This is a genomic window from Amycolatopsis eburnea, assembly GCF_003937945.1.
Taxonomy (GTDB): Bacteria; Actinomycetota; Actinomycetes; order Mycobacteriales; family Pseudonocardiaceae; genus Amycolatopsis; species Amycolatopsis eburnea.
The window spans coordinates 34193-57712 of record NZ_RSEC01000009.1; the positions used below are offsets into that span (position 1 = coordinate 34193).

Genomic DNA, 23520 nt, shown 5'->3' on the forward strand with positions numbered 1-23520 from the left:
CAATGTGGCCTTGGTTGCGTCAGACGCACCCAAGGCGGCCTTCGGTGCGTCTGACGCACCGAAGGCCACATTGGGGCGCTTGAGCCGGGCGAGGGTGAGTGGCGCTAGCGGCCCGTCCAGCGCGGCTCGCGGCCCGCGGACCAGGCCGCGTAGAACTCCTTGTGGTCCTTCGCCGTCATCAGCAACGCCTGCGTGATCGCTTCCAGCTCGATCGCGCTGCCCAGGTCCATGTCCAGCTCGCGGGTCAGCAGCACCTTCGTCGTCGCGTACGCCAGCGCCGGGCCGTCCGCGAGCCGGCGGGCCAGGGCCGAGGCCGTCGAAGCCAGGTCGGCGTCCGGCACCACCTGCGAAGCCAGGCCGATCTCCAGCGCGCGAGCCGCCGGGAGCTTGTCGCCCAGCATCAGCAGTTCCGTCGCGCGGCCGAGGCCGACCAGGCGGGGGAGCAGGTACGCCGAACCCATGTCCGCGCCGGCCAGGCCGACCTTCGTGAACAGGAACGCGAACTTCGCCGACTCGGCCAGCAGGCGGAAGTCGCTGGCCAGCGCGAGCACCGAACCCGCGCCCGCCGCGACGCCGTTGACCGCCGCGATCACCGGGATCGGGCACTCGCGCAGGGCCTTCACCACCGCGCCCGTCATGCGCGTGAACTCCAGCAGCCGCGCCGTGTCGAACTTCTGCAGCTCGCCGATGATCTCCTCGACGTCGCCGCCGGAGCAGAAGCCGCGGCCCTGCCCGGTGATCACCAGCACGCGGACGTCTTCGTGGTGCGGCAGCTCCAGCACCAGGTCGCGCAGGTCGGCGTAGACGTCGAAGGTCAGCGCGTTCAGCTTGTCCGGCCGGGTGAAGGTCACCGTGGCGACGCCGTCGTCCACAGTGAACTCGAAGTGCTCCCACTCCTTCGTCAGCGGTGCGGTCGCGCGGAACGGGCTCATGACTGGATTCCTCCGCCGTCGAGTACGAGGGTCTGGCCGTTGATCGCGGCGGCTTCGGGCGCCGCGAAGAAGGAGACGGCGAACGCCACCTCCGAAGGTTCCAGCAGCCGGCCGAGCGGGGACGCCGCCGCCAGCGCCGCTTCGGCGTCGTCGGTCGAGCGGCCGGTGCGCTCCTGGATCCGCGCCACCGACGTCGCCGTCATGTCGGTGCGGACGAACGCCGGGCAGACCGCGTTCGCCGTGACGCCGGTGCCGGCCAGCTCCGCCGCCACCGCGCGCATGAGGCCCACGGCCGCGTGTTTCGACGCCGTGTACCCGGCGGTGTAGCGGTAGCCGACGTGCGACGCCGTCGACGCCACCGTGACGACGCGGCCGCGGTCGCGCTCGCGCATCCCCGGCAGCACCGCGCGGGTGCACAGGAAGGCGCCGGTCGCGTTGACTTCGAACTGACCGCGCCAATCGTCCACAGTGGTCCGCGCGACCGGGGCACTGGACGAGATCCCGGCGTTGTTCACCAGGACGTCGACCGGCCCCGCCGCCGCGAAGTACGCCGCGACGGCGTCCTCGTCGGTCACGTCGCACTCGGCGCGGCCGGGTGCCAGCACGGTGTCGCCGAGGGAGCGGAACCGCGCGGCGATCGCCGCGCCGATGCCGCGGGTGCCGCCGGTGACCACGACCAGGCGGCTCACGGGCGGGCCGCCAGCGCGCGCCGGTCGAGCTTTCCGTTGGCGGTACGGGGAAGTTCGGTCACGAACACCACCTCGCGGGGGTACTTGTGCTTGGCCAGGTGGGCTTTCGCGTGGTCCTTCAGCTCGTCGGCGGGCACCGGGGACCGCACCACGACGTACGCGCGCGGCACGACCAGGCCGTCGACCTCGTGGCCGACCACCGCGCAGTCCACCACGGACGGATGACCGAGCAGGCAATCCTCGATCTCGCCGGGCGCGACGAACACCCCGCCGACCTTGAGCAGCGCGTCGGCGCGGCCGTGGTGGCGGAAGAAACCGTCGGACCGGCTGAAGAGGTCGCCGGTGGTCAGCGTGTCGCCGTCGAACGTGCGCGCGGACTTCTCCGGGTCGCCGAAGTACTCCAGCGCGATCGTCGGGCCGGTCACCCGCAGCGGCCCGATTTCCCCGTCGGGCAAGGGGTTCCCCAGCTCGTCGACGACCTCGGCGGTGAAGCCGGGGACGGCCGTGCCCAGCGTGCCGGTGCGGGCCTGCCCCGGCCGGTTCGACAGGTAGATGTGGTAGGCCTCGGACGAGCCGATCCCGTCCACCACCGGCACGCCGAAGGCCGCGTCCCACTTGCGGTGCAGTTCCGAGGGCAGCGCCTCGCCCGCCGACGTCGTCATCCGCAGGCAGCTGAGGTCCTGCTCCGCCGCGGCCGGGTGGGCGACCATCGCGCTCATCATGGTCGGCACGTTGACCAGCACCGTCGGCCGGTACCGGGCGATCAGCTCGAAGATCAGGTCGGCGGTGCTGCGCTCGGGGAAGGCGATCCCGGCCGCGCCCACACCGAACGGGAACATCGCCACCAGATCGCGCGCGTAGCCGAAGAACAGCTTGGGTACGGCAAGGATCCGGTCGTCCTCGCGCAGGCCGAGCACTCCGACGGCGTACCGCTCGAAGCTCTCCTTCGGGCTGCGCAACGGGTGCACGCACGCCTTGGGCGCGCCGGTGCTGCCCGTGGTGAACTTCCAGATCCCGATGTCGTCCAAAGTGGTCGGTGCGGCTTCCAAGACGTCCGGTGCGGCGTCGAGCAACGTCCGGAAAGGACGCTCGCCCGGCTGGAGTTCGTCCTCCGGCACCCCGGTGACCAGCAGGTTCCGGGCGCCCGCCGCGCGCAACGCGGGCAGCGTGACGGCGTCGGCGAGCACCACGACGGCTTCGGTGTAGCCGAGGTAGTACGCGTAGTCCTTGGGCTGCAGGAAGGGGTAGACCTCGGCGGTGACCGCGCCGATCTTCTGCGCGCCGTACCAGGCCGCGACGAACTCCTCGCCGTCGCTCAGCGCCAGCAGCACCCGCTGTCCTCTTCGGACACCCGCGTCACGGAAGACGTGCCCGGCCTGGTTGGCCAGCCGGGCGAGCGCTGCGTAACTGATCGTGCGGTCGCCCACGATCAGGGCGGTGCGGTCACCGCGGCCCGCGGCCACGTGCCGGTCGAGGAAGTGCGTGGCGAGGTTGAACGGCTCACTCACGGGCCAGCTCCCGGATCGCTTCCACCAGCAGGTCGGTCAACGTCGAGAAGGTCTCCGCGCCTTCTTCCGCCGTCGCTTCGGCGGGCTTGCCGCAGTACGCCTCGGACATCCCCATCGCGAGAAAGCCGCCGTCGGAAGGGGCCGAAGCAAGACTCACCGGCACGTGCGGCAGCGTCCGCATGACGGCCTGGTCCACCAGCTCGGGCCGGTCGGCCAGCACCAGCGACGTCTCGTACCGCCCGGCGTGGCACTCACCGGACCGGAACTCCTCGGTCAGCCGCTGCGCGTGCCGCCGCCGCACCAGGTCGAGCAGGGCGGCGCGGCCGTCGTAGGCGAAGTTGAGCGTCTCCACCGCCCGCCGCAGCGTGACCAGGTGCGCGGGCTCGAAGTGGTTGTTGACCAGGAGGATCCGGCGGAACCGCTGGCCGATCAGCGCGGCGCCGATGTCCACCAGCAGCGAGTGCAGCGTCTCCTCGCCGATGTGGACACCGCCGGCGAACCCGGTCGCGAACCGCGTGACGCCGTACGGGATCTCGGGCAGCACCAGCACGTGGACGTCCTCGTCGGCCGCCAGCCGGTCGGCCGCGCGCTCGCACATGCCGCGCGAGATCAGCGGATCCGTGCCCAGTGGCGCGTGCGGGCCGTGCGGCTCGACCGCGCCGACCGGGAGCAGCAGCACCGGGACGCGGTCGCCGTCCGGCAGGGCCGCGACCTGCCGCGAGGTGAGGTCCGCGAAGTACGTCACGCAAATCAAGCTACACCGCAGCGGCCTGAGGTGTATAGAGTTGCGCCCATGCCCGCCGACGCCTTCGAAACCGGTCCCCAGGACCTGGTCGTGACGTTGCTGGGCAGCTACGTGCACCCGCGCGAGAGCCGCCGGGTGTGGTCGGGCGGCCTGGTCGCGGTGCTCGCCGAGCTGGGCTTTTCCGACGGCGCGGCCCGCATCGCGCTGACCCGGCTGGTGCGCCGCGGCCTGCTCCAGCGCCACCGCGAAGGCCGCACCGTGCACTACTCGCTGACCCGGCGCAGCATCGCCCTGCTCGCCGACGGCGACCAGCGGATCTTCTCCCTCGGCCGCCGCGAGCGCGCCGCCGGCGAGTGGACCGTGCTCTGGCAGAGCATCCCCGAAAGCCGCCGCCAAGCCCGGGAGCGCCTGGTCCGGCGGCTGCGGTTCCTCGGCTTCGGGCCCTACCAGGACGGCACCTGGATCGCTCCGCACGACCGCGAAGCCGAGGTGCTCGCGCTGCTCGGCGAGCTGGACGTCGCCGAGCACGCCGGGTTGCTGCTCGGCCGCCCGTCGGCCGCGCTGGACGTTCGCCGGTTCGCCGGCCGGGCCTGGGACCTCGACGACCTGGCCGCGCGCTACACCGGGTTCGTCGAGCAGTTCGGCGGGTACGCGGGGAGCGAGCCGCCGGACGCCGAAGCGTTCGAAGTCCGCACCCGCCTGGTGCACACCTTCCGCGCGTTCCCGTCCCTCGACCCGGAACTGCCCGCCGACCTGGTGCCCGCACCGGATCGCCGGGCGGCCGCGGTCGAGTTGTTCCACGATCTGTACACCGCGCTCGCGAAACCCGCGCAGCGCCACTTCGACGAGGTGACCAAGGGATGACCGAAACCAGCTCCGCGACCCAGGAAGCCCTGAGCTACACCTCGTACCTCGCGCTGGACGAGGTGCTGGGCGCCCAGCGCCTGCGGTCGGACGAACACGACGAACTGCTGTTCATCGTGATCCACCAGGTGTACGAGCTGTGGTTCAAGCAGATCCTGCACGAGGCTGAGTTCCTGCAGCAGAACCTCGAAGCGGGCAACACCGCGCACTCGATCCGCACGCTGCGCCGGATTCTGACCATCCTCAAGGTCGCGGTCGCGCAGATCGACGTGCTGGAAACCATGACCCCCAGCCAGTTCACGAGCTTCCGCGCCCGGCTGGACGCCTCCAGCGGCTTCCAGTCGGCCCAGTTCCGCGAGCTGGAAGCGGTGCTCGGGCGGCGCGACGAGCGCGTCTTCGCGCACTACCCGGAAGGTGGCGAGCAGCGGAAACGCATTGCCGACGCGATGGCGCGGCCGTCGTTGTTCGACTCTTTTTTGGCGTACCTCAAGGCTTCTGGCTATTCCGTCGAGTGTGATCGAGACGTCACTCGACCGGTGGAGCCGTCGCCGGCCCTGCAGGCGATATTGCTGGACGTGTACAGCGACGACGGCGGACCGTCGGTCGTCGCGGAATGTCTGGTGGATCTCGACGAAGGGATGCAGGAGTGGCGCTACCGGCACGTGAAGATGGTCGAACGCACCATCGGCGACAAGACCGGGACGGGGGGATCTTCCGGCGCGACCTACCTGCGCACCACGCTTTTCCAGCCGATGTTCCCCGATCTCTGGGCAGTACGGAGCCGACTGTGACCACCCTCGACGACGTCCGCGCGGACCACAACGCACTGGCCGCGCACTACTCCCGGTTCGCGGTGGCCGATCGCCTGCTGCTGTCCGGGCATTCCCACCAGGCCTGGCCGGACGTCGCGGAGGAGGGCCTGCTGGAGTCCTTCGCGGACGCCGCCCGCGACGTCGACGAGAAGTGGGAGCGCGCCTTCGCGAAGGCCGACGAGCTGCGCGCCGGGTTCCGGCAGCTGCTCGGCGACCCGCACGGCGAGTACGCGCTCGGCGCGAGCACCCACGACCTGGTGCTGCGGTTCCTGTCCGCGATGGAGCTGCCGCGAAGACCACGGCTGGTCACCACCGACGGCGAGTTCCACACCCTGCGCCGCCAGCTCGCCCGCCTCGAGGAGGAGGGCGTCGAGATCGTGCGCGTGCCGCTCGACCCGGTGCCCACGCTCGCCGAGCGCGTCGCCGCGGAGGTCACCGACGACACCGCCGCGGTGCTCGTCTCGGCCGTGCTCTTCGAGACGTCGAGGCTGGTGCCCGGGCTGGCGCACCTCGCCGACTCCTGCCGCAGCCGATCGATCGAGCTGGTCGTCGACGCCTACCACGCGCTCGGTGTCGTGCCGTTCGCGCTGCACGACCTCGGGCTCACCAACGCCTGGGTGCTCGGCGGCGGCTACAAGTACCTGCAGCTCGGCGAGGGCAACTGCTTCCTGCGGCTGCCCGCGCACGCCCAGGAGCTGCGGCCGGTGATCACCGGCTGGTACGCCGAGTTCGGCGCGCTGGCCGACGAGCGCCACCCGGGCGCGGTCCCGTACGCCACCGGCGGCGACCGCTTCGCCGGCGCCACCTACGACCCGGCCAGCCACTACCGCGGCGCCCGGGTCCAGCGGTTCTTCGCCGAGCAGGGCCTCACGCCCGAGTTCCTGCGCGAGGTCTCGCAGCACCAGGTGGGCCTGCTCGCGTCGGTGTTCGACAAGCTCGCGCTGCCCGCCGACGTCGTCACGCGGGACCGCGAGACGCCGCTGGAGCGGCTCGGCGGCTTCCTGTCGCTGCGCTGCGCCGACGCGGCCGGGTTGCAGGCCGCGCTGGCCGCGCAGGGCGTCCGCACCGACAGCCGCGGGCCGTACCTGCGCTTCGGCCCGGCACCGTACCTTTCGGACACCCAGCTCGAGACGGCGATGGCCACCCTCGGGTCGGTGGTCCGCGGCTGACCCCTCATCCACCCCCTAACCCGGGGGTTACCGGTCCGTATCGCGGGACCTGCCCTGGTCCGGCGGACGGCGGGGATCTAGGTTGATCCCGGGGAAATCGCACTCGGGCGGACGACCTCCGCCCCGCGCCCCTGGAAACCTTGGAGCGCGTCCTGGCCACGAACCAGGCGCGGGAGACAAAGGAGTCACCACCGTGACCGAAGGAGTGTTCGCCCGGGGCACCGGGCACGAACAGGTCGTGTACTGCCACGACGAAGCCAGTGGCCTCAAGGCCATCATCGGCATCTACTCCACGGCGCTCGGCCCCGCATTGGGCGGGACGCGCTTCCACCCCTACGCCACCGAAGCGGACGCGCTCGACGACGTGCTCGCGCTGTCCAAGGGCATGGCCTACAAGAACGCGCTGGCCGGCCTCGACCTCGGCGGCGGCAAGGCCGTCATCATCGGCGACCCGAAGACGCTGAAGTCCGAAGCGCTGCTGCGCGCGTTCGGGCGGTTCGTGCAGTCGCTGGGCGGCCGCTACATCACGGCGTGCGACGTCGGCACGTACGTGCAGGACATGGACATCGTGGCCCGCGAGTCCCGCTTCGTCACCGGCCGCTCGCCGGAGGACGGCGGCGCGGGCGACTCGTCGGTGCTCACCGCGTTCGGCGTCTACCAGGGCATGCGGGCCTCGGCCGAGCACCTCTGGGGCAGCCCGGAGCTGGCGGGCAAGCGCGTCGGCGTGGCCGGCGTCGGCAAGGTCGGCCACATCCTGGTCGGGCACCTCGTCGCGGCCGGCGCGCAGGTGACGATCACCGACGTGTGGGAGCCGGCGATCGAGCGCACCCGGTCGGTCTACCCCGACGTCCGGGTCGTGTCCGATGTGGACGCCCTGCTGCGCACCGAGCTGGACGTCTTCGCCCCGTGCGCCCTCGGCGGCGCGCTCAACGACGAGACGGTGGCGCTGCTGTCGGCCCAGGTCGTCTGCGGCGCGGCGAACAACCAGCTCGCGCACCCGGGCATCGACAAGCAGCTGGCCGACCGCGGCATCCTGTACGCGCCGGACTACCTGGTCAACGCGGGCGGCGTGATCCAGGTCGACGACGAGCGCCACGGCTTCGACTTCGACCGCGCCAAGCGCAAGACGACCGCCATCTTCGACACGACGAAGGCCGTGTTCAAGCTGGCCGAGACCGAGGGCGTGCCCCCGGCGACGGCGGCGGACCGGCTCGCGGAGCGACGCATGACGGAGATCGGCAGGCTGCGGTCCATCATGGCCGGGTGAGTCCCACCCCAGAACAGATCTTCGCGACGGCGGGCGTGCGGGGCTTCCTGCACGTCCGCCGTCTCGGTTCCCCCGCCTCGACGGGTATCGGTGCCGACTCGCCGGTCGTGCTGGCGTCGGTGGTGAAGGTGCCGCTGGCGTACGAGTTCGCCCGCCAGGTCGCGGCGGGACTGCTCGACCCGGCGGACCGGGTCCGCGCGACCGCGGCGGACCGCTTGGGCGGCACCGGCTCGGCGGGCTTCGAGGACGACGTCTCGTACAGCCTCCGCGACGCGGCCCGGCTGGCTCTTTCGGTGTCCGACAACACCGCGGCGGACCTGCTGTTCGACCGGGTGGGCGTGGCGAACGTGCGCTCGCTGCTGGCCGAGCTGGGCCTGACGCGGACGTCGGTCATCGGCGCGCCGCGTGACCTGCTGCGCACGATCATCGAGGACACCGAGGCAGGGCGGCCGTTGCGGGCGTTGGATCCCTTGCGGACTTCGGCGACCACGCCGCGGGAGATGACCGCGCTGCTGGCGGCGATCTGGGCCGACCCGGCGGGGGAGCCGGTGCGCGAGTGGATGTCGGCGCAGGTCAGCTGGCACCGGTTGACCGCGGGCTTCCCGCCGGAGGTCGCGGTGGCGGGGAAGACGGGGACGATGCCCGGGATCCGCAACGAGATCGGGGTGGCGACGTACCCGGATGGGGTTTCGTACGCGATCGCCGTGTTCACGGTGGGCGGCTCGGAGACGCTGCGGCGTCCGGACATCGACCGCGCCATCGGGGACGCGGCCCGGGCGGCGGTGGAGCAGCTTCACGAGGTCCGGTCGGGCTAGCCGAATGCCGTTAAGGCCACCTTACGGGCGTCAGACGCCCGTAAGGTGGCCTTAACGGCATCAGGTCCGGTCGTAGAACACGTCCCACGGGCGCGGGCCCTGTGCGGGCGGCACGATCCGCGACACCCCATCTCCCTCGAGCACCATCGCCGCCAGCTCGGCCAGCTTCGCCGCCTGCGGGTGCGGGCTCGGCGAAGGCCATGCGAACGCCATCCGGGACCGCAGCACCTCGCCGTCCAGGGGCCGCCACACCACGCGGGGTTCCTTGCGCGGGCCCGGCTCGAACGCGACGCCGTGCCCGGCGAGCACCAGGCCCAGCGCGAACTCCGGGTTGCGCGCGTGGCGGATCGAGGCCGGCCGGAAGCCGTGGTCCCAGCAGGTGCGCAGGAGGGCGTCGTAGCTGCCCGGCGCCGCCGCGCGGGGCGCGTGCACCAGGCCTTCGCCCGCGAGGTCGGCCAGTGACAGCGACGCGCGCCGCGCCAGCGGTGAGTCGCGGGGGAGGACCACGCCCAGCGGGGTGTCGAGCACCGGGCCCAGCTCCAGGTCGGCCACGTCGACGGGCAGGTGCAGCAGCCCCGCGTCCAGCGACCGGTCGGCGAGCAGCCGGACCTGCTCCGCGGTCGTCAGCTCCTGCAGGTCGAGCCGGACGGCCGGGTGCCGCTCGGCGAACGCCGTCAGGATCGCGGCGAGGACCGGGCCGGGCAGCTCCGGGGGCACGCCCGCGCGCAGCGCGTCCAGCTCACCGCGCTCGGCCTTCGCGACCAGCGACGTCATGCGGTCCCACCGGGCGAGCAGGTCGCGGGCTTCGGCACGCAGGACTTCGCCCGCTTCGGTGAGTGTGACGCGGCGGCCGCGGTCGAACAGCTTCGCGCCCAGCTCGGCTTCGAGCCGTTTGACGCGCTGGCTCAACGGCGGCTGCGCGATCCCGAGCCGCTCCGCCGCGCGGCCGAAGTGCAGTTCGTCGGCGACGACGAGGAAGTACCGCAGCGAACGGAGGTGGTCCACGCTGCGACGATAGCCGTTCCCGTATCGACATGCCGACGGATCGATCTTGGACAGCGGTCCGCGGTTCGTGGTCGGGTGTCCGGTATGGACATGGGATTCAGCAGGCGCGGGCTGTTCGGCGCGGGGGCCGCGGCGGCGGCCATCCTGGCGGGCGCGGGACCGGCGGCGGCCGCGTCGGGGATGACGCTTCGGTGGTGGGGGAACAACGGCTGGGAGATCCGCATCGGGCCGAAGACGGTCCTGATCGACCCCTGGCTGACGCGGTTCAAGACCGGGACCTACACCCCGGCGGGCGCGGACCCGAAGACGCCGCTGTCGGTGAACCGCGCGCTGATCGACGGCTTCCTCGACCGCGGCGAGCTGCGCGCGGACCACATCCTCGTCACGCACGGCCACTACGATCACCTCACCGACGTCCCCTACCTGGCCAAACGCACCGGCGCGACGGTCATCGGCACCGAGACCCATTTGAGTCTCATGGCCGCGCTCGGCGCCCCGGAGGACCAGCTGGCGGTCGCGTCCGGCGGCGAGGACCTGACGTTCGACGGCTACTCGATCCGCGTCCTGCGGTCACTGCACTCGGCCGTGGGCGCGCGGGCGCAGGTGCCGTTCCCGGGTTCGCGGCCGCTGTCGCGCCGGGACCGGCCGCGCGTGATCGAGGACCTGGTGGAGGGCGGCACGCTGGCCTACCAGGTGACCGGTGCCGGCGCGAGCGTGCTGAACTTCGGCGGCTCGAACTACATCGAGGGCGAACTCGCGGGCCTCCGCCCGGACGTGGTCTGCCTCCCCGCGGGCGGCGCGAAGGTGACGCAGTACGTCCCGCGCCTGCTGCGCGCCCTGGGCAACCCGCGGTACGTGGCCGCGACCCACTGGGACGACTTCGACCTGCCGCTGGGCCAGGTCAAGGACGCGGGCGGGCTGGAACCCCTGCGCACCGCCGTCGCAGCGGCGAGCCCGGCGAGCGCGTTCGTGGTCCTCGACCACCTCGGCTCGTTCGTCCCCTGAAAGCCGTGAAGGCCACCTTGAGGAACGTAGAGTTCCTGAAGGTGGCCTTCACGAATGGGGCCGGAAGGGGCTCAGCCGCTCTTGCGGCGGAAGGTCCGCTTGTTCGCCGCCGGGCCGTGGGCGTGCTGGTTCTTGCCGCCGCCGTTCTCGTGGGACGCGCCCGAACGGGCGTGGGCCTGCTTGCGTTCCAGCGCCTCGCGGAACTTGCGCTTGACGTCGTCCTCCTCGCCGCTGGGCGACGGGTTCGGTTCACTCATGCCTACCTCCGAAAACGACGACGTGTGACCGCTCCAGCCTGTCAGCCGCGCACCCGCTTGGCGAGTCGATTTCAGCGTTTCGGGGAGGGAACCCCGCCGAACTGCACCGACTTGCGCAGCAGCGGGCGGCCGCAGTGGTCGCACAGCAGGATCGGCCGCAGCCGGTTGCCGCATTCGACGTGGTGCAGCGTGATGTCCGGCTCCTGGCCCACCACCTCGAAGCCGCGCGACCACTCCGCGATGAACGCCAGCGCCGGGAAGAACGCCAGGCCCTTCGCGGTCAGCCGGTAGTCGCGCGCGTCCGCGCGGGTGGCCGCGGTGCCGGTGCGCAGCACGCCGACCTCGACGAGCTTGCTCAGCCGGCCCGACAGGACGCTCGGCCCGATCCCCAGCTCGCGCTCGAACTCCGAGAAGTGCCGGCAGCCCAGCAGCGCCGACACCAGCAGCCCGGTCGACCAGCGGTCGCCGAGCAGCTCCATCGTGTCGGGGAAGAACATCATCGGGTCGCCGGCCAGCGACTCGGCGTCCTTGCGGCGGAAGCGCTTGGACGCCGTCGCCGCCGCGACGCCGGTGCTGTCGAGGCGCTCGGCCCGCACGTCACGGGCGTCGACCCGGCGGCCGCAGGCCCCGCAGCCGAGGGGCGCTGATGTAGCCAGCTCGCAGTCGAGGTGGATCAGCGTCGGCAGCACCTCGCGGCGGCCTTCGACCCACTCGCGCTCCCACGCCCAGATCGAGATCAGCAGCGGCCACAGCTCCAGGCCGCGTTCGGTGAGCCGGTATTCGTGCCGCGTGCGGCGCGCGTCGCGGTAGGGGACGCGCGTGAGCATGCCCGCCTCGACCATGTCCCGTAGCCGTCCCGACAACGCCGTCGGCGAGATGCCCAGGCGCAGCCGCAGCTCTTCGTAGCGCCGGAAGCGCAGGAACAGGCTCTGCAGGATGAGCAGCGTCCACTGGTCGCCGACCAGCTCCAGCGCTCTGCGGAGCGGATCCCCCGCCGGCCGGACGCGGTGCGCGGTCGCCTCGGTCACCGTCTTCCCCCTCATTCTCAGCGGCCTCAGCGTAACACCTGACTACACCAAAAGAAGCCTATTGACACCTGGGTACACAAATCATAGTCTCGTCCCCATCAGCCAGCGCGGTGAGCCCGACAAGTCAGGGAGCAGCCCGATGACCAGCACCTCCGAACAGCCGCTGATGGTGGCCCGTGCGGCGGACGCGGCCGGGGAGCCCAACCCCTACCTGCTCGGCGTCTACGCCCCGGTCGGCACCGAGATCGACGCGGAGGACCTGCAGGTCATCGGCGAGATCCCGAAGGACCTCAACGGCGTCTACCTGCGCAACGGCCCCAACCCGCGGTTCGCCCCGGAAGGCCGCTACCACTGGTTCGACGGCGACGGCATGATCCACGCCGTCCACCTGGAGAACGGCAAGGCCCGCTACCGCAACCGCTGGGTCCGCACCAAGGCCTTCGAGGCCGAGTCCGCGGCCGGCAAGGCGCTCTGGACCGGCGTCATGGAGAACCCGGCGGGCAACCCGTTCGGCAACGCGCACGGCCTCGGCCTCAAGGACAACGCCAACACCGACGTCGTCTTCCACCGCGGCCGGATCCTCGCCACCTGGTACCTGTGCGGCTCGCCGTACGCGGTCGACCCGCTCTCGCTGGAGACGCTGGGCGCCGACGACTTCCTCGGCACGCTGGTCGGCGACATGATGGCCCACCCGAAGGTGGACGAGGCGACCGGCGAGCTGTTCTGGTTCGACTACGGCCCGCGGCCGCCGTACCTGCGCTACGGCGTGATCAGCGCGGACGGCGAGGTCGTGCACACCACCGAGATCGAGCTGCCCGGCCCGCGCCTGCCGCACGACATGGCCATCACCGAGCGCTACGCCGTGCTGATGGACCTGCCGCTGGTCCAGGACCTGGAAGCCGCGAAGCTGGGCCGCCACAAGCTGCACTTCGACCGCTCGATGCCGAGCCGCTTCGGTGTCATGCCACGCTACGGCAACGGTAGCCAGATCCGCTGGTTCGAAGCGAGCCCGTGCTACATCTACCACGTCGTGAACGCCTGGGAAGAGGGCGACGAAGTCCGCCTCGACGTCTGCCGCGTGCGCAAGCCGGCCCCGCGGGCCGACGCGCGCACGCCGCTCGCGAAGATGCTCTCCTACCTGCGCCTGGACGCCCAGCTGCACCGCTACCGCTTCGACCTGCGGACCGGCGCGTGCCACGAAGAGGCGCTCGACGACGCCAACACCGAGTTCCCGACCGTCGACGCCCGCGGCGTCGGCAGGCGGAACCGGTACTCCTACGCGGTGCACATCTCGCCCGAGTCGACGCTGAAGTTCGACGGGCTCGTGCGCTACGACAATCTTGCCGGCACCAAGACCGAATACCGGTTCGGTCCCGGCCGGTGGGGCAGTGAGGCTCCGTTCGCACCCCGCGAAGGAGCGGCCGCCGATTCGGCGGACGGTCATCTGGTGACGTTCGTGCAGGACGAGCGCGAGGGACGCTCGGAACTGGACATCTTCGACGCCGCCGATCTCGCTGCCGGACCCGTGGCCAGGGTCCTGTTGCCCCAGCGGGTCCCGCTCGGTTTTCACGCGACCTGGGTCCGGGCGGACCAGCTGGAAAACCTCCGTTCATGAGATGCCATCGAGAGGGTCGCGCCCGGGACTTCCGGGCGCGGGGATGGTGGAGTGCGGAGACGATCGACCGGCTCGTGAAGGAGCGGGTCAGTGCCGACCCGGAGGGTCTCGCGCTGGTCGATCCACCGAACACCACCGCACTGGTCGGACGCGACCCGGTGCGGTGGACCTGGAACCGGCTCGACGAACGCGTCGACGTCCTGGCCGCGTTCCTGCTCGCCAGAGGGGTGCGAGCAGGTGACGTCGTGGCCGTGCAGCTGCCGAACTGCTCGGCCCTGGTCCAGGCGTTCCTCGCGATCGTGCGGATCGGTGCGGTGGTCACGCCGTTCCCGGTGTCCTACCGGGAGCACGAGATGGGTCCGATGTGCCGGCGCACCGGAGCCGTCGCCGTGGTGACCGCCACCAGATACGGCGAGCACGAGCTCGCCGGGGCGGCCCTTGGGCTCATCGGCGCTGCGGCGCCGTCGGTCCGGTTCGTCGTCGCCCGGGGGGACGACGAACCGGCCGGCGCCCTGGCCTGGCCCGAAGCCCCGCTGTCCGAAGTGGAGAAGTCCGCTTTGGACGTACAGCTGACCGAAGCGGACGTGAACGACTGCGTGACGATCTGCTGGACGTCCGGCACCGAAGCCGAGCCGAAAGCGGTTCCGCGCTGCCACGGCGACTGGCTCGCGACCGCGCGCGGCTGCGTCCAGGCCGCGGGGATCACGCGTGACGACGTCCTGCTGTCGCCGTTCCCGATGACGAACATGGCGGGCATCGGCGGGATGTTCCTGCCGTGGCTGCTGACCGGCGCGGTGTTCGTCCCGCACCACCCGTTCGACCTGCCCGTGTTCCTGGGCCAGCTCGCGGCCGAACGCGTGACGTACACGCTCGCGCCACCGGCGTTGCTGACCATGTTGCTGCACAACGAGAACATCCTGTCCGGAGTGGACGTTTCGAGCGTGCGCAAGATCGGGTCCGGCTCGGCGCCGCTGTCGCCGTGGCTCGTGCGCACCTGGGCCGAGCGGTACGGCATCGACATCATCAACTTCTTCGGCTCCAACGAAGGGACCGCGCTGCTGTCCGGTCCGGTCGACATCCCGGACCCCGATCAGCGCGCGAGCTACTTCCCGAACTACGCCTCCGACGTCACGTGGTCGACGCCCGTCGCCGGCTGGACGTCGGTGCGGCTGCACGACCCGGTCACCGGCGAGCACGTCACCGAACCCGGGCGGCCCGGCGAGCTGCACATCGCCGGGCCGACGGTGTTCGCCGGCTACCTGACGGCGGTGGGCGAGCCGCTCGACACCTCATCGTTCGACGAAGACGGGCACTTCCGCACCGGCGACGTCTTCGAGATCGCGGGCGAGCGCGGGGAGTTCCTGCGGTACGTCGACCGGACGAAGGACCTGGTCATCCGCGGCGGGGTGAACATCTCGCCCGCCGAGGTCGAAGGCCTGCTCGCCGGGCACCCGGACGTCGCGGACGTCGGCGTCATCGGCGTGCCCGACGACGTCATGGGGGAGCGGGTGTGCGCGGTCGTCGTGCCGGGCGCGCGCAAGCCGTCGCTGGACGAGCTGGTCGCGTACCTGCGCGAGAAGCAGGTGGCCGCGTTCAAGCTGCCGGAACGGCTCGAATATACCGACGCCTTGCCCCGCAACCCGGTGGGGAAGATCCTGAAGCGGAAGCTGCGGGAAAGTCTGGGGTGAGGCCATGACGGTGTTCGTGCTGGGCGGGGCGCAAAGCGACTTCGCGCGCAACTACGCCAAGGAGGGGCGCGGGATCGTCGACCTGTTCGCCGAGGTCGTGCCCGCCGCGCTCGCGGACGCCGGGGTCGCGCCCGAAGACGTCGAGGTCGCGCACGTCGGGAACCTCGCGGCCGAGCTGTTCACCGGGCAGGCCCAGCTCGGCGGGCTGCTGGTGGCCGCCGTCCCGGCGCTGGACGGGGTGCCCTCGACCCGGCACGAAGCCGCGTGCGCGTCCGGCAGCACCGCCGTGCTCGCCGCGTGCGCGGACCTCGAGGCAGGCCGCTACGACGTCGCGCTGGTCGTCGGCGTCGAGCTGATGCGGAACGTCGACGGGCAGCGCGCGGCCGAGCACCTCGGGTCCGCCGCGTGGGCCGGGCACGAAGCCGTCGGCGCGAAGTTCCCGTGGCCCGCGCTCTTCGCCGAGGTCGCCGCCACCTACGAGGAGCGGTACGGGCTCGATCCCGAGCACCTCGGGCAGTTCGCCGCGCACGCTTTCGACCGCGCGGCGCGGAACCCGCTCGCCCAGGCCCGCGACTGGCGCTTCCCGGCCGGCGCGTTCGGGCCCGACGACGAGCTGAACCCGGTCATCGAGGGCCGGCTGCGCAAGCAGGACTGCGGCCGGATCACCGACGGCGCCGCGGCGGTCGTGCTGGCCTCGCCCGCGTTCGCCGAGCGGCTCGGCGGCGGCTTCCCGCGCATCGCGGGCTTCGGGCACCGCACGTCCCACATCGGGCTGGCCGAAAAGCTTTCCGCCGGCGGCGAATACCTGTTCCCGCACCTGCGCGGCGCGGTCGTCGACGCCTACGAGCGCGCGGGGGTGCCCGGGCCGGACGCGCTCGACGTCGTCGAGCTGCACGACTGCTTCACCATCACCGGGCTGGTGGCGCTGGAGCACCTGGGCGCGGCCCCGCCCGGGGACGGCGGCCGGTTCGTCGCCGACGGCGGCCTCGACGCGGCCGGGATCAACCCGGGCGGCGGCCTGATCGGCCTCGGCCACCCGGTCGGCGCCACCGGTGTCCGGATGCTGCACGACGTTTCCCGGCAGGTGACCGGGAAAGCGGGCGAGACGCAGGTCGAGGGCGCGCGGACGGCGTTGACGCTCAACGTCGGCGGCTCGTTCACCACGGTCGTCACGATGGTGGTCACCGCATGAGGCTGTCGGTGTCGCTGGGGCTCTGGCAGGACCGCCCGCCGGAGGAGGCGCTGGAGACGGCGCGCGCCGCCGAGGCCGCCGGGTACCCGGAGCTGTGGATCGGCGAGATGGCGACGTGGGACGCGTTCGCGCTGGGGACCGCGATCGGCGCGGCGACCTCGTCGCTCGCCCTGACGTTCGGGCCGCTCGCGGTGACCGTGCGGGACCCGGCGACGATCGCGATGGGCGTCGCGTCGGTGGCGGCGCTGACCGGCCGGCCGACCGGGGTCGCGCTGGGCACGTCCAGCGACGTCGTCGTGCGCGGCTGGCACGGCCGGTCGCGCGCGCGGGCGGCGACCGCGCTCGAAGAGTCGGCGATCGCCGTGCGGCAGCTGGTCTCCGGCGAGAAGTCCACTGTGGACGGCTCGGTCGTCGGCTCGCGGGGCTACCGGTTGCGGCTGGCCGCCCCGAAGTCGCCGGTGACGATCGCGGCGTTCGGCCCGCGAGCCCTCGACGTCGCGGCGCGGCACGCCGACCGGATGGTGATCAACCTGGTCAGCCCGGCCGCGGCCGGGACCCTGGTGCGCGGCCTGCGGGAGGCGGCTTCGCGGGCAGGGGTGACGCCGCCGCCGGTGGCCGCGTGGGTCGTCGGCGCGGCGGACCCGGACGCGGCGTCGCTCGAACAGCTGCGTCGCGGCGTGGTCGGCTACCTCGCGGCACCGGGCTACAGCGAGATGTTCCGCGCGGCCGGTTTCGGCGACCTCGTCGACTTCGCGCGCACCCGGCCGCACCCGCGTGAGCTGCTGTCCGCGGTGCCGGTGGAGGCGATCGCCGTGGTCGGGCTGCTGGGCTCGTCGTCGGAGATCGCTGCGAAGGCGCGCGAGTACGCGGAAGCGGGGATCGACGAGCTGGCGATCGTGCCCGCGACCAGCGACGACGACCCCGGCGGCGCGAAAACCCTCGAAGTGTGTCGATCCGCGGTCGTCCCGTTCGACGCGTAGGCATGAGCGAACCGACGCACACCGAGAACCTCGACCAGAACGGGTCCGCGGCGCTGCCGTGGAGCAGGGCGCGCGACCTCCTCGCGACCCAGACCCCGCACGAAAACCTGACGTTCTTCGTCGGCACCGTCCGCCCCGACGGCCGCCCGCACGCCGCCGGTGTCGGCGCCATCTGGGTGGACGGCGCGCTGTACTTCAAGGGCGGCCCGGGGACGCGCCGCTCCCGCAACCTCGCGGCGAACCCGGCGTGCACCGTGTCGGTGCGGCTGAACGGGCTGGACCTGACGATGGAGGGCGAGGCCCACCGCGTCACCGACGCGGCAACGCTGGAGCAGGTCGCCGCGGTCTTCCGCGAGGGCGGCTGGCCGGCGACCGTGGTCGGCGACGGCCTGGCGGCGCCGTTCACGGCACCGAGCGCGGGCCCGCCGCCGTGGCACCTGTACCGGCTGGAGCTGCACCGGGCGATCGGCGTCGCGGGCGCGGAACCGTACGGCGCCAGCCGCTGGGACTTCGCCCACTGACCGCCGGCCCCGGGACGAGCGCCCCAATGTGGCGTTCGGTGCGTCCAACGCACCCAATGTGGCGTTCGGTGCGTTGGACGCAACCAACGCCACATTGGGGCGCATCGGCGGACTCCTCAGCGGCTCGGCGGCAGGGAGGCGCGGCGGGCCGCGAGCGCCGCGATGATGCGGGGCAAGCCCGCCGGGTGGAGCGGGTCGATGCCCGTCAGGTCGCGGACCTTCCGCAGGCGGTAGTCGACCGTGTTCGGGTGGACGTGCAGGCGGGCCGCCGCGCGGCGGCGGTTCGTGTCCAGCTCCAGGTACGCCGACAGCGTCTCCACCAGCTCCGGGTGCGCCTCCAGCGGGGCGAGCACCGCGGCCAGGCGGTCGCGCGCCGCGCCGGGGCGGGTCAGCTGGTACTCCACCAGGACGTCGTCGAGGCGGTACAGGCCCGGCTCGCGGCCGAACCAGCGCAGGACGTCCAGTACCTCGGCCGTCCGGCCGGCCACCACCCGGACCTCCGCGGGCGTCGCCGTCTCGGCCGCCGCGAGCACGGCGACGCCCGCCGCCCGCCCGGCCGCGTCGAGCACCGCGTGCCAGCCTGGGATGTCCGTCAGCCGGCCCGTCTGCGGGAGCAGGACCAGGCCGCCCGGGCCGTCCAGGGACGCCAGCACGCCGTCGCCGCAGGCGTGCTCGAACGCCGCCAGGAACCGGCGCAGCTTGCGGCGGACCGCGATTTCGGCGTCCACCCCCGGTGACGCCTCGTCGGCGTGCGGCCCGAGTTCGACGCTCAGCACCAGGTACCGCGCCGGCAGCGTGATCCCGGCGCTGCGGGCGACGACGTCGACCGGGCCGCCGTCGGCCAGCACCGACAGCAGTGTGCGCCGCGCCGTGTGCTCCTGCCCGACCTTCGTGCGCAGTTCCTCCAGGTAGCCCCGGGTGACCGCGCCGGTGACCGTGCCGACCCACGCCAGCACCCGGTCGGCCACTTCGAGCAGGTCGGCGACGTCCGAGCCGCTCGCCTCGGCCGAGCCGACGGCGAAGATCTCCCGCGCGCCGACGTGGTAGGCGTTCAGCACCGCTTCCAGCGGGAAGCCCTCCTCCGCCCGGCGGACCGCGGACGCGCCGATCTGCCGCAGCTCGGCGTCGTTCAGCTCGCGGTCCTCGCGCAGGGTCCGCGCGAACGCCCGCACGGCCTGCCGGGTGATGCCCGCGATGTCGCCGGCCAGCTCCTCGACCGGCAGCCGCCGGTAGTCGGCGACCTCGGCCTGGATGCGCGTCAGCACCCGGGCGATCAGCTCGGGCTCGTCGCGGGTGAGCCGTTCGTGCACGCGCTGCCCGCCGAGGGCCAGGTCCGCGCCGGTTTTGTGCTCCGTCACAACCGATCCCCTCGTTCTCTGCCCGGATTCCCAGTCAATCCGGCCACCCGCGGTGCCGATGGTGTCACGGAGACCAGCCATCGGCACAACGTCAAGGAGGACGGCGTGCGAGTGAGGACACCGGCGTTCATCACGATCTTGGTCACCGCGCTGACGCTCACGACGGCGGGCACCGCGACCGCCGCGAGCGGCGAGTACGTGGCGCTCGGGGACTCGGCCGCGGCCGGCCCGCTGATCCTGCCCCCGGACCTCTCGTCCCCGGGCTGCCTCCGGTCGCTCGCGGACTACCCGCACGTCGCCGCGTCGCAGCTCGGCGTGCCGCTCAAGGACGTGACGTGCTCCGGGGCGACGACCGCGGACATGTACGCGCCGCAGTCGACGGAGACCGGCCCGGTGCCGCCGCAGCTGGACGCGCTCAGCGCCGCCACGCGGACGGTGACCGTGACGATCGGCGGCAACGACGTCGGCCTGGTCGGCGCCGCGACCAGCTGCATCAACCTGCTACCCGGCATCAACCCGGACTGCGTCGACCGGTACACCGCCGGCGGCCACGACCAGCTGGCCGAGAAGATCGCCGCGTTCGAACCGACGTGGGGCGCGCTGCTGGACGCGATCCACGCGAAGGCCCCGAACGCGGACGTCTACCTCGCCGGCTACGGCACCTACCTGCCGCACAACGGGTGCTGGCCGATCGCGCCACTCACCCCGCGCGACGCGAACTACATCCAGGGCAGCATCGACAAGACGAACGCGGCACTGGCCCGCCAGGCGGCCGCGCACGACGCGCGGTACGTCGACGTCCGGACGGCCTCGATCGGGCACGACGTCTGCAAGCTGCCCGGCGTGAAGTGGTTCGAGAGCGTGATCCCGACCGCGGTCGCGGCGCCGCTGCACCCGAACGCGACCGGCATGCGCCACATCGGCGCCCTGGTGGCCGCGACGATCGGCGGCTGAGGAGGGGGTTCGTCGCCGGCTCCGCGAGGCCGGGCACGGGCGCAGCCGGTCCGGCCGGTGCCGGTGTGGCGGCGGATCGACCGGAGTGGCCAACACACCGCAAACCCGGACGTGTTGGCCGCTCCGGTCGTTGTGTTGGCCGTTCCGGTCGGCGCGAACCCCGAAGTCGTGAACTACATCCCGGCCCGGGTCAGGCGCGGCCGGGCGGTGACCTCCGCCGGACGGCGCGGCGCAGGTACCCGCACCGGCATCCGCCGCGGCCTGACCCGGGCCACGAGCCCCACCAAGACCGTCACCCCGAGCACGCCCGCAGCCACCGCCGAAGCCGCGTCGAACCGCAGCTCGCCAGCGCGGCCGAGCACGAAGCCCGAATCCAGCGCCCACGCCACCGCCGCGACCCCGATCGCGGCGGCGGCCGTGCTCCAGAACGCCGTCAGGAGCACCACCAGACCCAACGTCACCAGCGCGTACCACGGGAACCGGGTCGCGCCGGCGACGTCGGCCAGCGCCACCGCGACGACCGCGGCCACGCACCCCGCCGGGAATCCGAAGCCACCACTCATGCCCCCAGTAAGACCGCCGAACCGGGGCGAGAACGTGAGCCAGGACACCTTTCCTACAGCCCGGCGCCGGATCTTGACGCGCTATTGACCCGTCACGCGCCCGATCGCGTCGGCGATCTCCGGCCAGACCGCGCGCGGCAGGTTGTGGCCCATGCCCGGGATGACGAGCAGCTCCGCGCCCGGGATCGCCGCCGCCGTCGCCTTGCCGCCGCTGACGTTGATCAGCGGGTCGGCGTCGCCGTGGATGACCAGTGCCGGCAGCCGGACCTCGCGCAGGCCGGCCGTGCGGTCGCCGGAGGCCACCACCGCGGCCGCGTGGCGCAGCGTGCCGACCGGGTGGCGGGCGCGGTCGTAGTGCAGCGTGGCCTTGGCCAGCAGGAACGCCTCGTCGTCCGGGTAGCCGGGGGAGCCGAGCCGCCGGTAGCCCTCGACGCTGTCGGCGAGCGCCTGCTCGCGGGTCGACGCCGGCGGCCGCGCCAGCAGGCCCAGCGCCCACGGCTCGGCCTGGCCGACGCCGGGGTCGCCGGTGGTCGACATGATGGACGTGACGGACCGCAGCCGGTCCGGGTGGTCGATGGCCAGCTGCTGCACGATCATCCCGCCCATCGACGCGCCCACGACGTGCGCGCGGCCGATGCCGAGCGCGTCGAACAGCCCGACGGCGTCGTCGGCCAGGTCGGACAGCAGGTACGGCGCCGTCGCCAGGTCGCCCGCGGCGAGCGCGGCCAGGTCCGGCGCGGGCAGGTGGTCGAGCCAGGTGGAGAGCCCGACGTCCCGGTTGTCGTAGCGCACGACGAAGAACCCGCGGCCGGCCAGCAGCGCGCAGAAGTCGTCCTCCCAGGTGATCATCTGGGCGCCCAGGCCCATCACCAGGACCAGCGGCGGGGCCGCCGGGTCGCCGAAGGTGTCGTACTCGAGCTCGAGACCGTTGGCCTGTGCGCGTGCCATACCCCGATCCTGCCGTACCCGTTCGAAGCTGGCACCGGCACGGGCGGTGCGGTTACCGTTACGCCCCATGCCTCCTTCAACCTCGGGCACGGGCCAGCGGCCCCGGTCGCGGGCCGCGGCGGGCCTGCCGGCGCTCACGGCCGACCGCATCGTCACGGCGGCCACGGCGCTGACCGCGGAGCGCGGCCTCGACAACTGGACGCTGCGCGAGCTCGCCCGCGCGGTCGAGGCCTACCCGGCGGTGATCTACCACCACGTCGGCGACCGCGACGCCGTGGTGAACGCCGTCGTCGACCGGGTGGTCGGCCTGCTGGAGCTGCCCGACGAGGAGCTGCCGTGGGCCGAGTGGTTCACCGAGCTGCTGGCCGGCCTGCGCGCCCTGCTGCGGACCTACCCGGGCTGTGCGCGGCGGCTCGCGCTCTTCGGCCCGTCCGTCAAGGCCGCGACGCGCAGCATCGACGCCGGCATCGGCGTGCTGCTGCGGGCGGGGTTCGGCCGCGAGAGCGTGCTGGCCTACAACCTGCTGCTGATGACCGCGTGCCAGTTCGTCGCGATGGAGGACGACCGCGACGGCGCGCTCGCCCTGCGGATCGACAACACCGAGGAGTACGCGAGCTACCGCGAGCGGGCCGACCTGCCGGGCATGGCCGAGCTGGGCAACGCGATGCACGACCTGATGGGCGATCCCGAGCTCGCCGCGGGCTACTACGCCCAGCTCTACGACTACGCGGTCGGCCGCTGCCTCGACGGCCTCGCCCACCGCCTGGACGAACTACGCGAAGCGGACAGCTGAGGGTTGACAGCGACTTGACAGCGCCCCGGCGTACCGTGGACGTGCGTCGGTGGTTCGCCCATCGACCCGGAGCCCCCGGCGCCCTCCTCCCCCTCGTGGCGTCGGGGGCTCCGGTCTGTCCACGCTCTACTCGCGACCCTGGCGCGGTGCCGGCGGCACGGCCCGGATCGCCGGGAAGACCTCGCCGACGAGGGTGACGAGCGACTTCGACAGCAGCAGGTGCACCTGGTCCCGCGTCAGCGACCCGCGCACGAGCCATTCCCGCCCGGCCGCCTTCACCATCCCGCCGAACGCGCGCACGAGCGCGTTCAGCTCCGGCCCGTGGTCGCTTTCGCTCGACAGCCCGACGGCTTCGAGCACGCGGTCGGCCGATTCGCGGTCGGCTTCCTCGAGGATCCGTTCCACTTCGAGGTCGCGCCCGATGCCCTCCGGCGCGATCGCGGCCAGCCACATCCGCTCCTGGCTGGTGACCATGTCGAGGAACCACTCGATGGCGACGTCGGCACGCAGTTCGAGCGGCCCGTCCGGGAGGATCTCGACGGCCAGCCGCGGCACGGTCAGCGCGCGGCGGATGATTTCCAGGTACAGCTCGCGTTTCGTGCCGAAGTAGTGGTTGATCAGCCCGCGCGCGACGCCCGCCGCGGCGGCGATGTCCGAAGTGGACACTTCGGAGTAGGGACGGTCACCGAACAGCCGCGCGGCGCAGGCGTAGATCTGTTCCTTCCGTTCGTCCGGTTCCAGTCTTCGCCATCTCGGCGCCGGCTCGGTGTTCATGGTCCCATCGTCGCACGGCGGGTTGAGCCGGGCAGCTC

24 protein-coding genes are annotated in these 23520 nt (G+C 72.6%); 13 read left to right on the forward strand and 11 right to left on the reverse strand.

What is annotated here, in order from left to right; all coding sequences use genetic code 11:
* Window positions 1-104: 104 nt before the first annotated feature.
* From EIY87_RS02600 to EIY87_RS02615, 4 genes are read right to left on the reverse strand one after another with little or no spacing between them, the layout of a single operon-like run.
* The gene (locus tag EIY87_RS02600; RefSeq protein ID WP_125306046.1) at window positions 105-932 is read right to left on the reverse strand and encodes an enoyl-CoA hydratase family protein; all 828 of its coding nucleotides are present in this window, start codon (window positions 930-932) and stop codon (window positions 105-107) included.
* On the reverse strand, window positions 929-1621 hold the full coding sequence (locus tag EIY87_RS02605) for an SDR family NAD(P)-dependent oxidoreductase (protein ID WP_125306047.1): 693 nt from the start codon (window positions 1619-1621) through the stop codon (window positions 929-931). Before EIY87_RS02605 ends, EIY87_RS02600 begins: the two co-directional genes overlap by 4 nt.
* Window positions 1618-3129: a benzoate-CoA ligase family protein gene (locus tag EIY87_RS02610; RefSeq protein ID WP_125306048.1), complete on the reverse strand. Its 1512-nt coding sequence runs from the start codon at window positions 3127-3129 to the stop codon at window positions 1618-1620. The genes EIY87_RS02605 and EIY87_RS02610 overlap by 4 nt, the downstream gene beginning before the upstream one ends.
* Window positions 3122-3874, reverse strand: coding sequence for a creatininase family protein (locus EIY87_RS02615; protein WP_125306049.1), 753 nt, complete (start codon window positions 3872-3874; stop codon window positions 3122-3124). The genes EIY87_RS02610 and EIY87_RS02615 overlap by 8 nt, the downstream gene beginning before the upstream one ends.
* A gap of 48 nt (window positions 3875-3922) precedes the next feature.
* On the opposite strand from EIY87_RS02615, the gene EIY87_RS02620 reads away from it, so the two are divergent.
* From EIY87_RS02620 to EIY87_RS02640, 5 genes are all read left to right on the forward strand, one after another.
* Window positions 3923-4738 carry a PaaX family transcriptional regulator gene (locus EIY87_RS02620; RefSeq protein ID WP_125306050.1) on the forward strand — a complete coding sequence of 272 codons (816 nt, stop codon included), beginning with the start codon at window positions 3923-3925 and terminating at the stop codon, window positions 4736-4738.
* Window positions 4735-5529 (forward strand): tryptophan 2,3-dioxygenase, encoded by a 795-nt coding sequence (locus tag EIY87_RS02625; protein ID WP_125306051.1) that lies wholly within the window; start codon window positions 4735-4737, stop codon window positions 5527-5529. Before EIY87_RS02620 ends, EIY87_RS02625 begins: the two co-directional genes overlap by 4 nt.
* A complete protein-coding gene (locus tag EIY87_RS02630) occupies window positions 5526-6719 on the forward strand; it encodes a kynureninase/PvdN C-terminal domain-containing protein (protein ID WP_125306052.1) in 1194 nt (397 codons plus the stop codon). The genes EIY87_RS02625 and EIY87_RS02630 overlap by 4 nt, the downstream gene beginning before the upstream one ends.
* Before the next feature lie 193 nt (window positions 6720-6912).
* Window positions 6913-7986: a Glu/Leu/Phe/Val dehydrogenase dimerization domain-containing protein gene (locus EIY87_RS02635; protein ID WP_125306053.1), complete on the forward strand. Its 1074-nt coding sequence runs from the start codon at window positions 6913-6915 to the stop codon at window positions 7984-7986.
* On the forward strand, window positions 7983-8801 hold the full coding sequence (locus tag EIY87_RS02640; RefSeq protein ID WP_225439648.1) for a serine hydrolase: 819 nt from the start codon (window positions 7983-7985) through the stop codon (window positions 8799-8801). The genes EIY87_RS02635 and EIY87_RS02640 overlap by 4 nt, the downstream gene beginning before the upstream one ends.
* Before the next feature lie 60 nt (window positions 8802-8861).
* Here EIY87_RS02640 and EIY87_RS02645 read toward each other — a convergent pair whose 3' ends face one another.
* Entirely contained in the window at window positions 8862-9806 is a 945-nt protein-coding gene (locus tag EIY87_RS02645; RefSeq protein WP_125306054.1) for a LysR family transcriptional regulator, read from the reverse strand.
* An 84-nt stretch (window positions 9807-9890) separates the two neighbouring features.
* Here EIY87_RS02645 and EIY87_RS02650 point away from each other — a divergent pair, with 84 nt between their 5' ends.
* The gene (locus EIY87_RS02650; protein WP_125306055.1) at window positions 9891-10811 is read left to right on the forward strand and encodes an MBL fold metallo-hydrolase; all 921 of its coding nucleotides are present in this window, start codon (window positions 9891-9893) and stop codon (window positions 10809-10811) included.
* Window positions 10812-10882: 71 nt separating this feature from the next.
* On the opposite strand, the gene EIY87_RS02655 is transcribed toward EIY87_RS02650, so the two are convergent.
* Window positions 10883-11068 carry a DUF5302 domain-containing protein gene (locus tag EIY87_RS02655; protein ID WP_004559232.1) on the reverse strand — a complete coding sequence of 62 codons (186 nt, stop codon included), beginning with the start codon at window positions 11066-11068 and terminating at the stop codon, window positions 10883-10885.
* A gap of 71 nt (window positions 11069-11139) precedes the next feature.
* Window positions 11140-12096, reverse strand: coding sequence for a winged helix-turn-helix transcriptional regulator (locus EIY87_RS02660; RefSeq protein ID WP_125306056.1), 957 nt, complete (start codon window positions 12094-12096; stop codon window positions 11140-11142).
* Window positions 12097-12235: 139 nt separating this feature from the next.
* Here EIY87_RS02660 and EIY87_RS02665 point away from each other — a divergent pair, with 139 nt between their 5' ends.
* The 5 genes from EIY87_RS02665 to EIY87_RS02685 are packed head-to-tail and all read left to right on the forward strand — an operon-like array spanning window position 12236 to window position 18092.
* Window positions 12236-13711, forward strand: a complete 1476-nt coding sequence (locus EIY87_RS02665) for a carotenoid oxygenase family protein (RefSeq protein ID WP_125306057.1) — start codon at window positions 12236-12238, stop codon at window positions 13709-13711.
* Window positions 13708-15399: a class I adenylate-forming enzyme family protein gene (locus EIY87_RS02670; protein ID WP_125306058.1), complete on the forward strand. Its 1692-nt coding sequence runs from the start codon at window positions 13708-13710 to the stop codon at window positions 15397-15399. The genes EIY87_RS02665 and EIY87_RS02670 overlap by 4 nt, the downstream gene beginning before the upstream one ends.
* 4 nt (window positions 15400-15403) lie before the next feature.
* Complete coding sequence (locus EIY87_RS02675; RefSeq protein ID WP_125306059.1) at window positions 15404-16591, forward strand: acetyl-CoA acetyltransferase; 1188 nt, start codon at window positions 15404-15406, stop codon at window positions 16589-16591.
* A complete protein-coding gene (locus EIY87_RS02680) occupies window positions 16588-17571 on the forward strand; it encodes an LLM class F420-dependent oxidoreductase (protein ID WP_125306060.1) in 984 nt (327 codons plus the stop codon). The genes EIY87_RS02675 and EIY87_RS02680 overlap by 4 nt, the downstream gene beginning before the upstream one ends.
* A 2-nt stretch (window positions 17572-17573) precedes the next feature.
* Complete coding sequence (locus EIY87_RS02685) at window positions 17574-18092, forward strand: pyridoxamine 5'-phosphate oxidase family protein (RefSeq protein ID WP_125306061.1); 519 nt, start codon at window positions 17574-17576, stop codon at window positions 18090-18092.
* 116 nt (window positions 18093-18208) lie between these two features.
* Here EIY87_RS02685 and EIY87_RS02690 read toward each other — a convergent pair whose 3' ends face one another.
* The gene (locus tag EIY87_RS02690) at window positions 18209-19450 is read right to left on the reverse strand and encodes a PucR family transcriptional regulator (protein ID WP_125306062.1); all 1242 of its coding nucleotides are present in this window, start codon (window positions 19448-19450) and stop codon (window positions 18209-18211) included.
* Window positions 19451-19561: 111 nt separating this feature from the next.
* Between EIY87_RS02690 and EIY87_RS02695 the strand changes: the two genes are divergently transcribed.
* The gene (locus tag EIY87_RS02695) at window positions 19562-20404 is read left to right on the forward strand and encodes an SGNH/GDSL hydrolase family protein (RefSeq protein WP_125306105.1); all 843 of its coding nucleotides are present in this window, start codon (window positions 19562-19564) and stop codon (window positions 20402-20404) included.
* Between the two features lie 173 nt (window positions 20405-20577).
* On the opposite strand, the gene EIY87_RS02700 is transcribed toward EIY87_RS02695, so the two are convergent.
* Window positions 20578-20967, reverse strand: coding sequence for a hypothetical protein (locus EIY87_RS02700; RefSeq protein WP_125306063.1), 390 nt, complete (start codon window positions 20965-20967; stop codon window positions 20578-20580).
* A gap of 81 nt (window positions 20968-21048) precedes the next feature.
* A complete protein-coding gene (locus tag EIY87_RS02705; RefSeq protein ID WP_125306064.1) occupies window positions 21049-21915 on the reverse strand; it encodes an alpha/beta fold hydrolase in 867 nt (288 codons plus the stop codon).
* Window positions 21916-21982: 67 nt separating this feature from the next.
* Between EIY87_RS02705 and EIY87_RS02710 the strand changes: the two genes are divergently transcribed.
* Window positions 21983-22708 (forward strand): TetR/AcrR family transcriptional regulator, encoded by a 726-nt coding sequence (locus EIY87_RS02710; protein ID WP_125306065.1) that lies wholly within the window; start codon window positions 21983-21985, stop codon window positions 22706-22708.
* Between the two features lie 126 nt (window positions 22709-22834).
* On the opposite strand, the gene EIY87_RS02715 is transcribed toward EIY87_RS02710, so the two are convergent.
* Window positions 22835-23482: a TetR/AcrR family transcriptional regulator gene (locus EIY87_RS02715; RefSeq protein ID WP_125306066.1), complete on the reverse strand. Its 648-nt coding sequence runs from the start codon at window positions 23480-23482 to the stop codon at window positions 22835-22837.
* Between the last annotated feature and the right edge of the window lie 38 nt (window positions 23483-23520).

What these genes read in the sequence shown, in the direction of transcription:
- EIY87_RS02685 (WP_125306061.1), top strand. Translation starts at nt 17,574, where the DNA reads ATGAGCGAACCGACGCACACCGAGAACCTCGACCAGAACGGGTCCGCG.
- EIY87_RS02705 (WP_125306064.1), bottom strand. Translation starts at nt 21,915, where the DNA reads ATGGCACGCGCACAGGCCAACGGTCTCGAGCTCGAGTACGACACCTTC.
- EIY87_RS02670 (WP_125306058.1), top strand. Translation starts at nt 13,708, where the DNA reads ATGAGATGCCATCGAGAGGGTCGCGCCCGGGACTTCCGGGCGCGGGGA.
- EIY87_RS02650 (WP_125306055.1), top strand. Translation starts at nt 9,891, where the DNA reads ATGGACATGGGATTCAGCAGGCGCGGGCTGTTCGGCGCGGGGGCCGCG.
- EIY87_RS02675 (WP_125306059.1), top strand. Translation starts at nt 15,404, where the DNA reads ATGACGGTGTTCGTGCTGGGCGGGGCGCAAAGCGACTTCGCGCGCAAC.
- EIY87_RS02625 (WP_125306051.1), top strand. Translation starts at nt 4,735, where the DNA reads ATGACCGAAACCAGCTCCGCGACCCAGGAAGCCCTGAGCTACACCTCG.
- EIY87_RS02680 (WP_125306060.1), top strand. Translation starts at nt 16,588, where the DNA reads ATGAGGCTGTCGGTGTCGCTGGGGCTCTGGCAGGACCGCCCGCCGGAG.
- EIY87_RS02710 (WP_125306065.1), top strand. Translation starts at nt 21,983, where the DNA reads ATGCCTCCTTCAACCTCGGGCACGGGCCAGCGGCCCCGGTCGCGGGCC.
- EIY87_RS02600 (WP_125306046.1), bottom strand. Translation starts at nt 932, where the DNA reads ATGAGCCCGTTCCGCGCGACCGCACCGCTGACGAAGGAGTGGGAGCAC.
- EIY87_RS02700 (WP_125306063.1), bottom strand. Translation starts at nt 20,967, where the DNA reads ATGAGTGGTGGCTTCGGATTCCCGGCGGGGTGCGTGGCCGCGGTCGTC.
- EIY87_RS02620 (WP_125306050.1), top strand. Translation starts at nt 3,923, where the DNA reads ATGCCCGCCGACGCCTTCGAAACCGGTCCCCAGGACCTGGTCGTGACG.
- EIY87_RS02665 (WP_125306057.1), top strand. Translation starts at nt 12,236, where the DNA reads ATGACCAGCACCTCCGAACAGCCGCTGATGGTGGCCCGTGCGGCGGAC.
- EIY87_RS02655 (WP_004559232.1), bottom strand. Translation starts at nt 11,068, where the DNA reads ATGAGTGAACCGAACCCGTCGCCCAGCGGCGAGGAGGACGACGTCAAG.
- EIY87_RS02715 (WP_125306066.1), bottom strand. Translation starts at nt 23,482, where the DNA reads ATGAACACCGAGCCGGCGCCGAGATGGCGAAGACTGGAACCGGACGAA.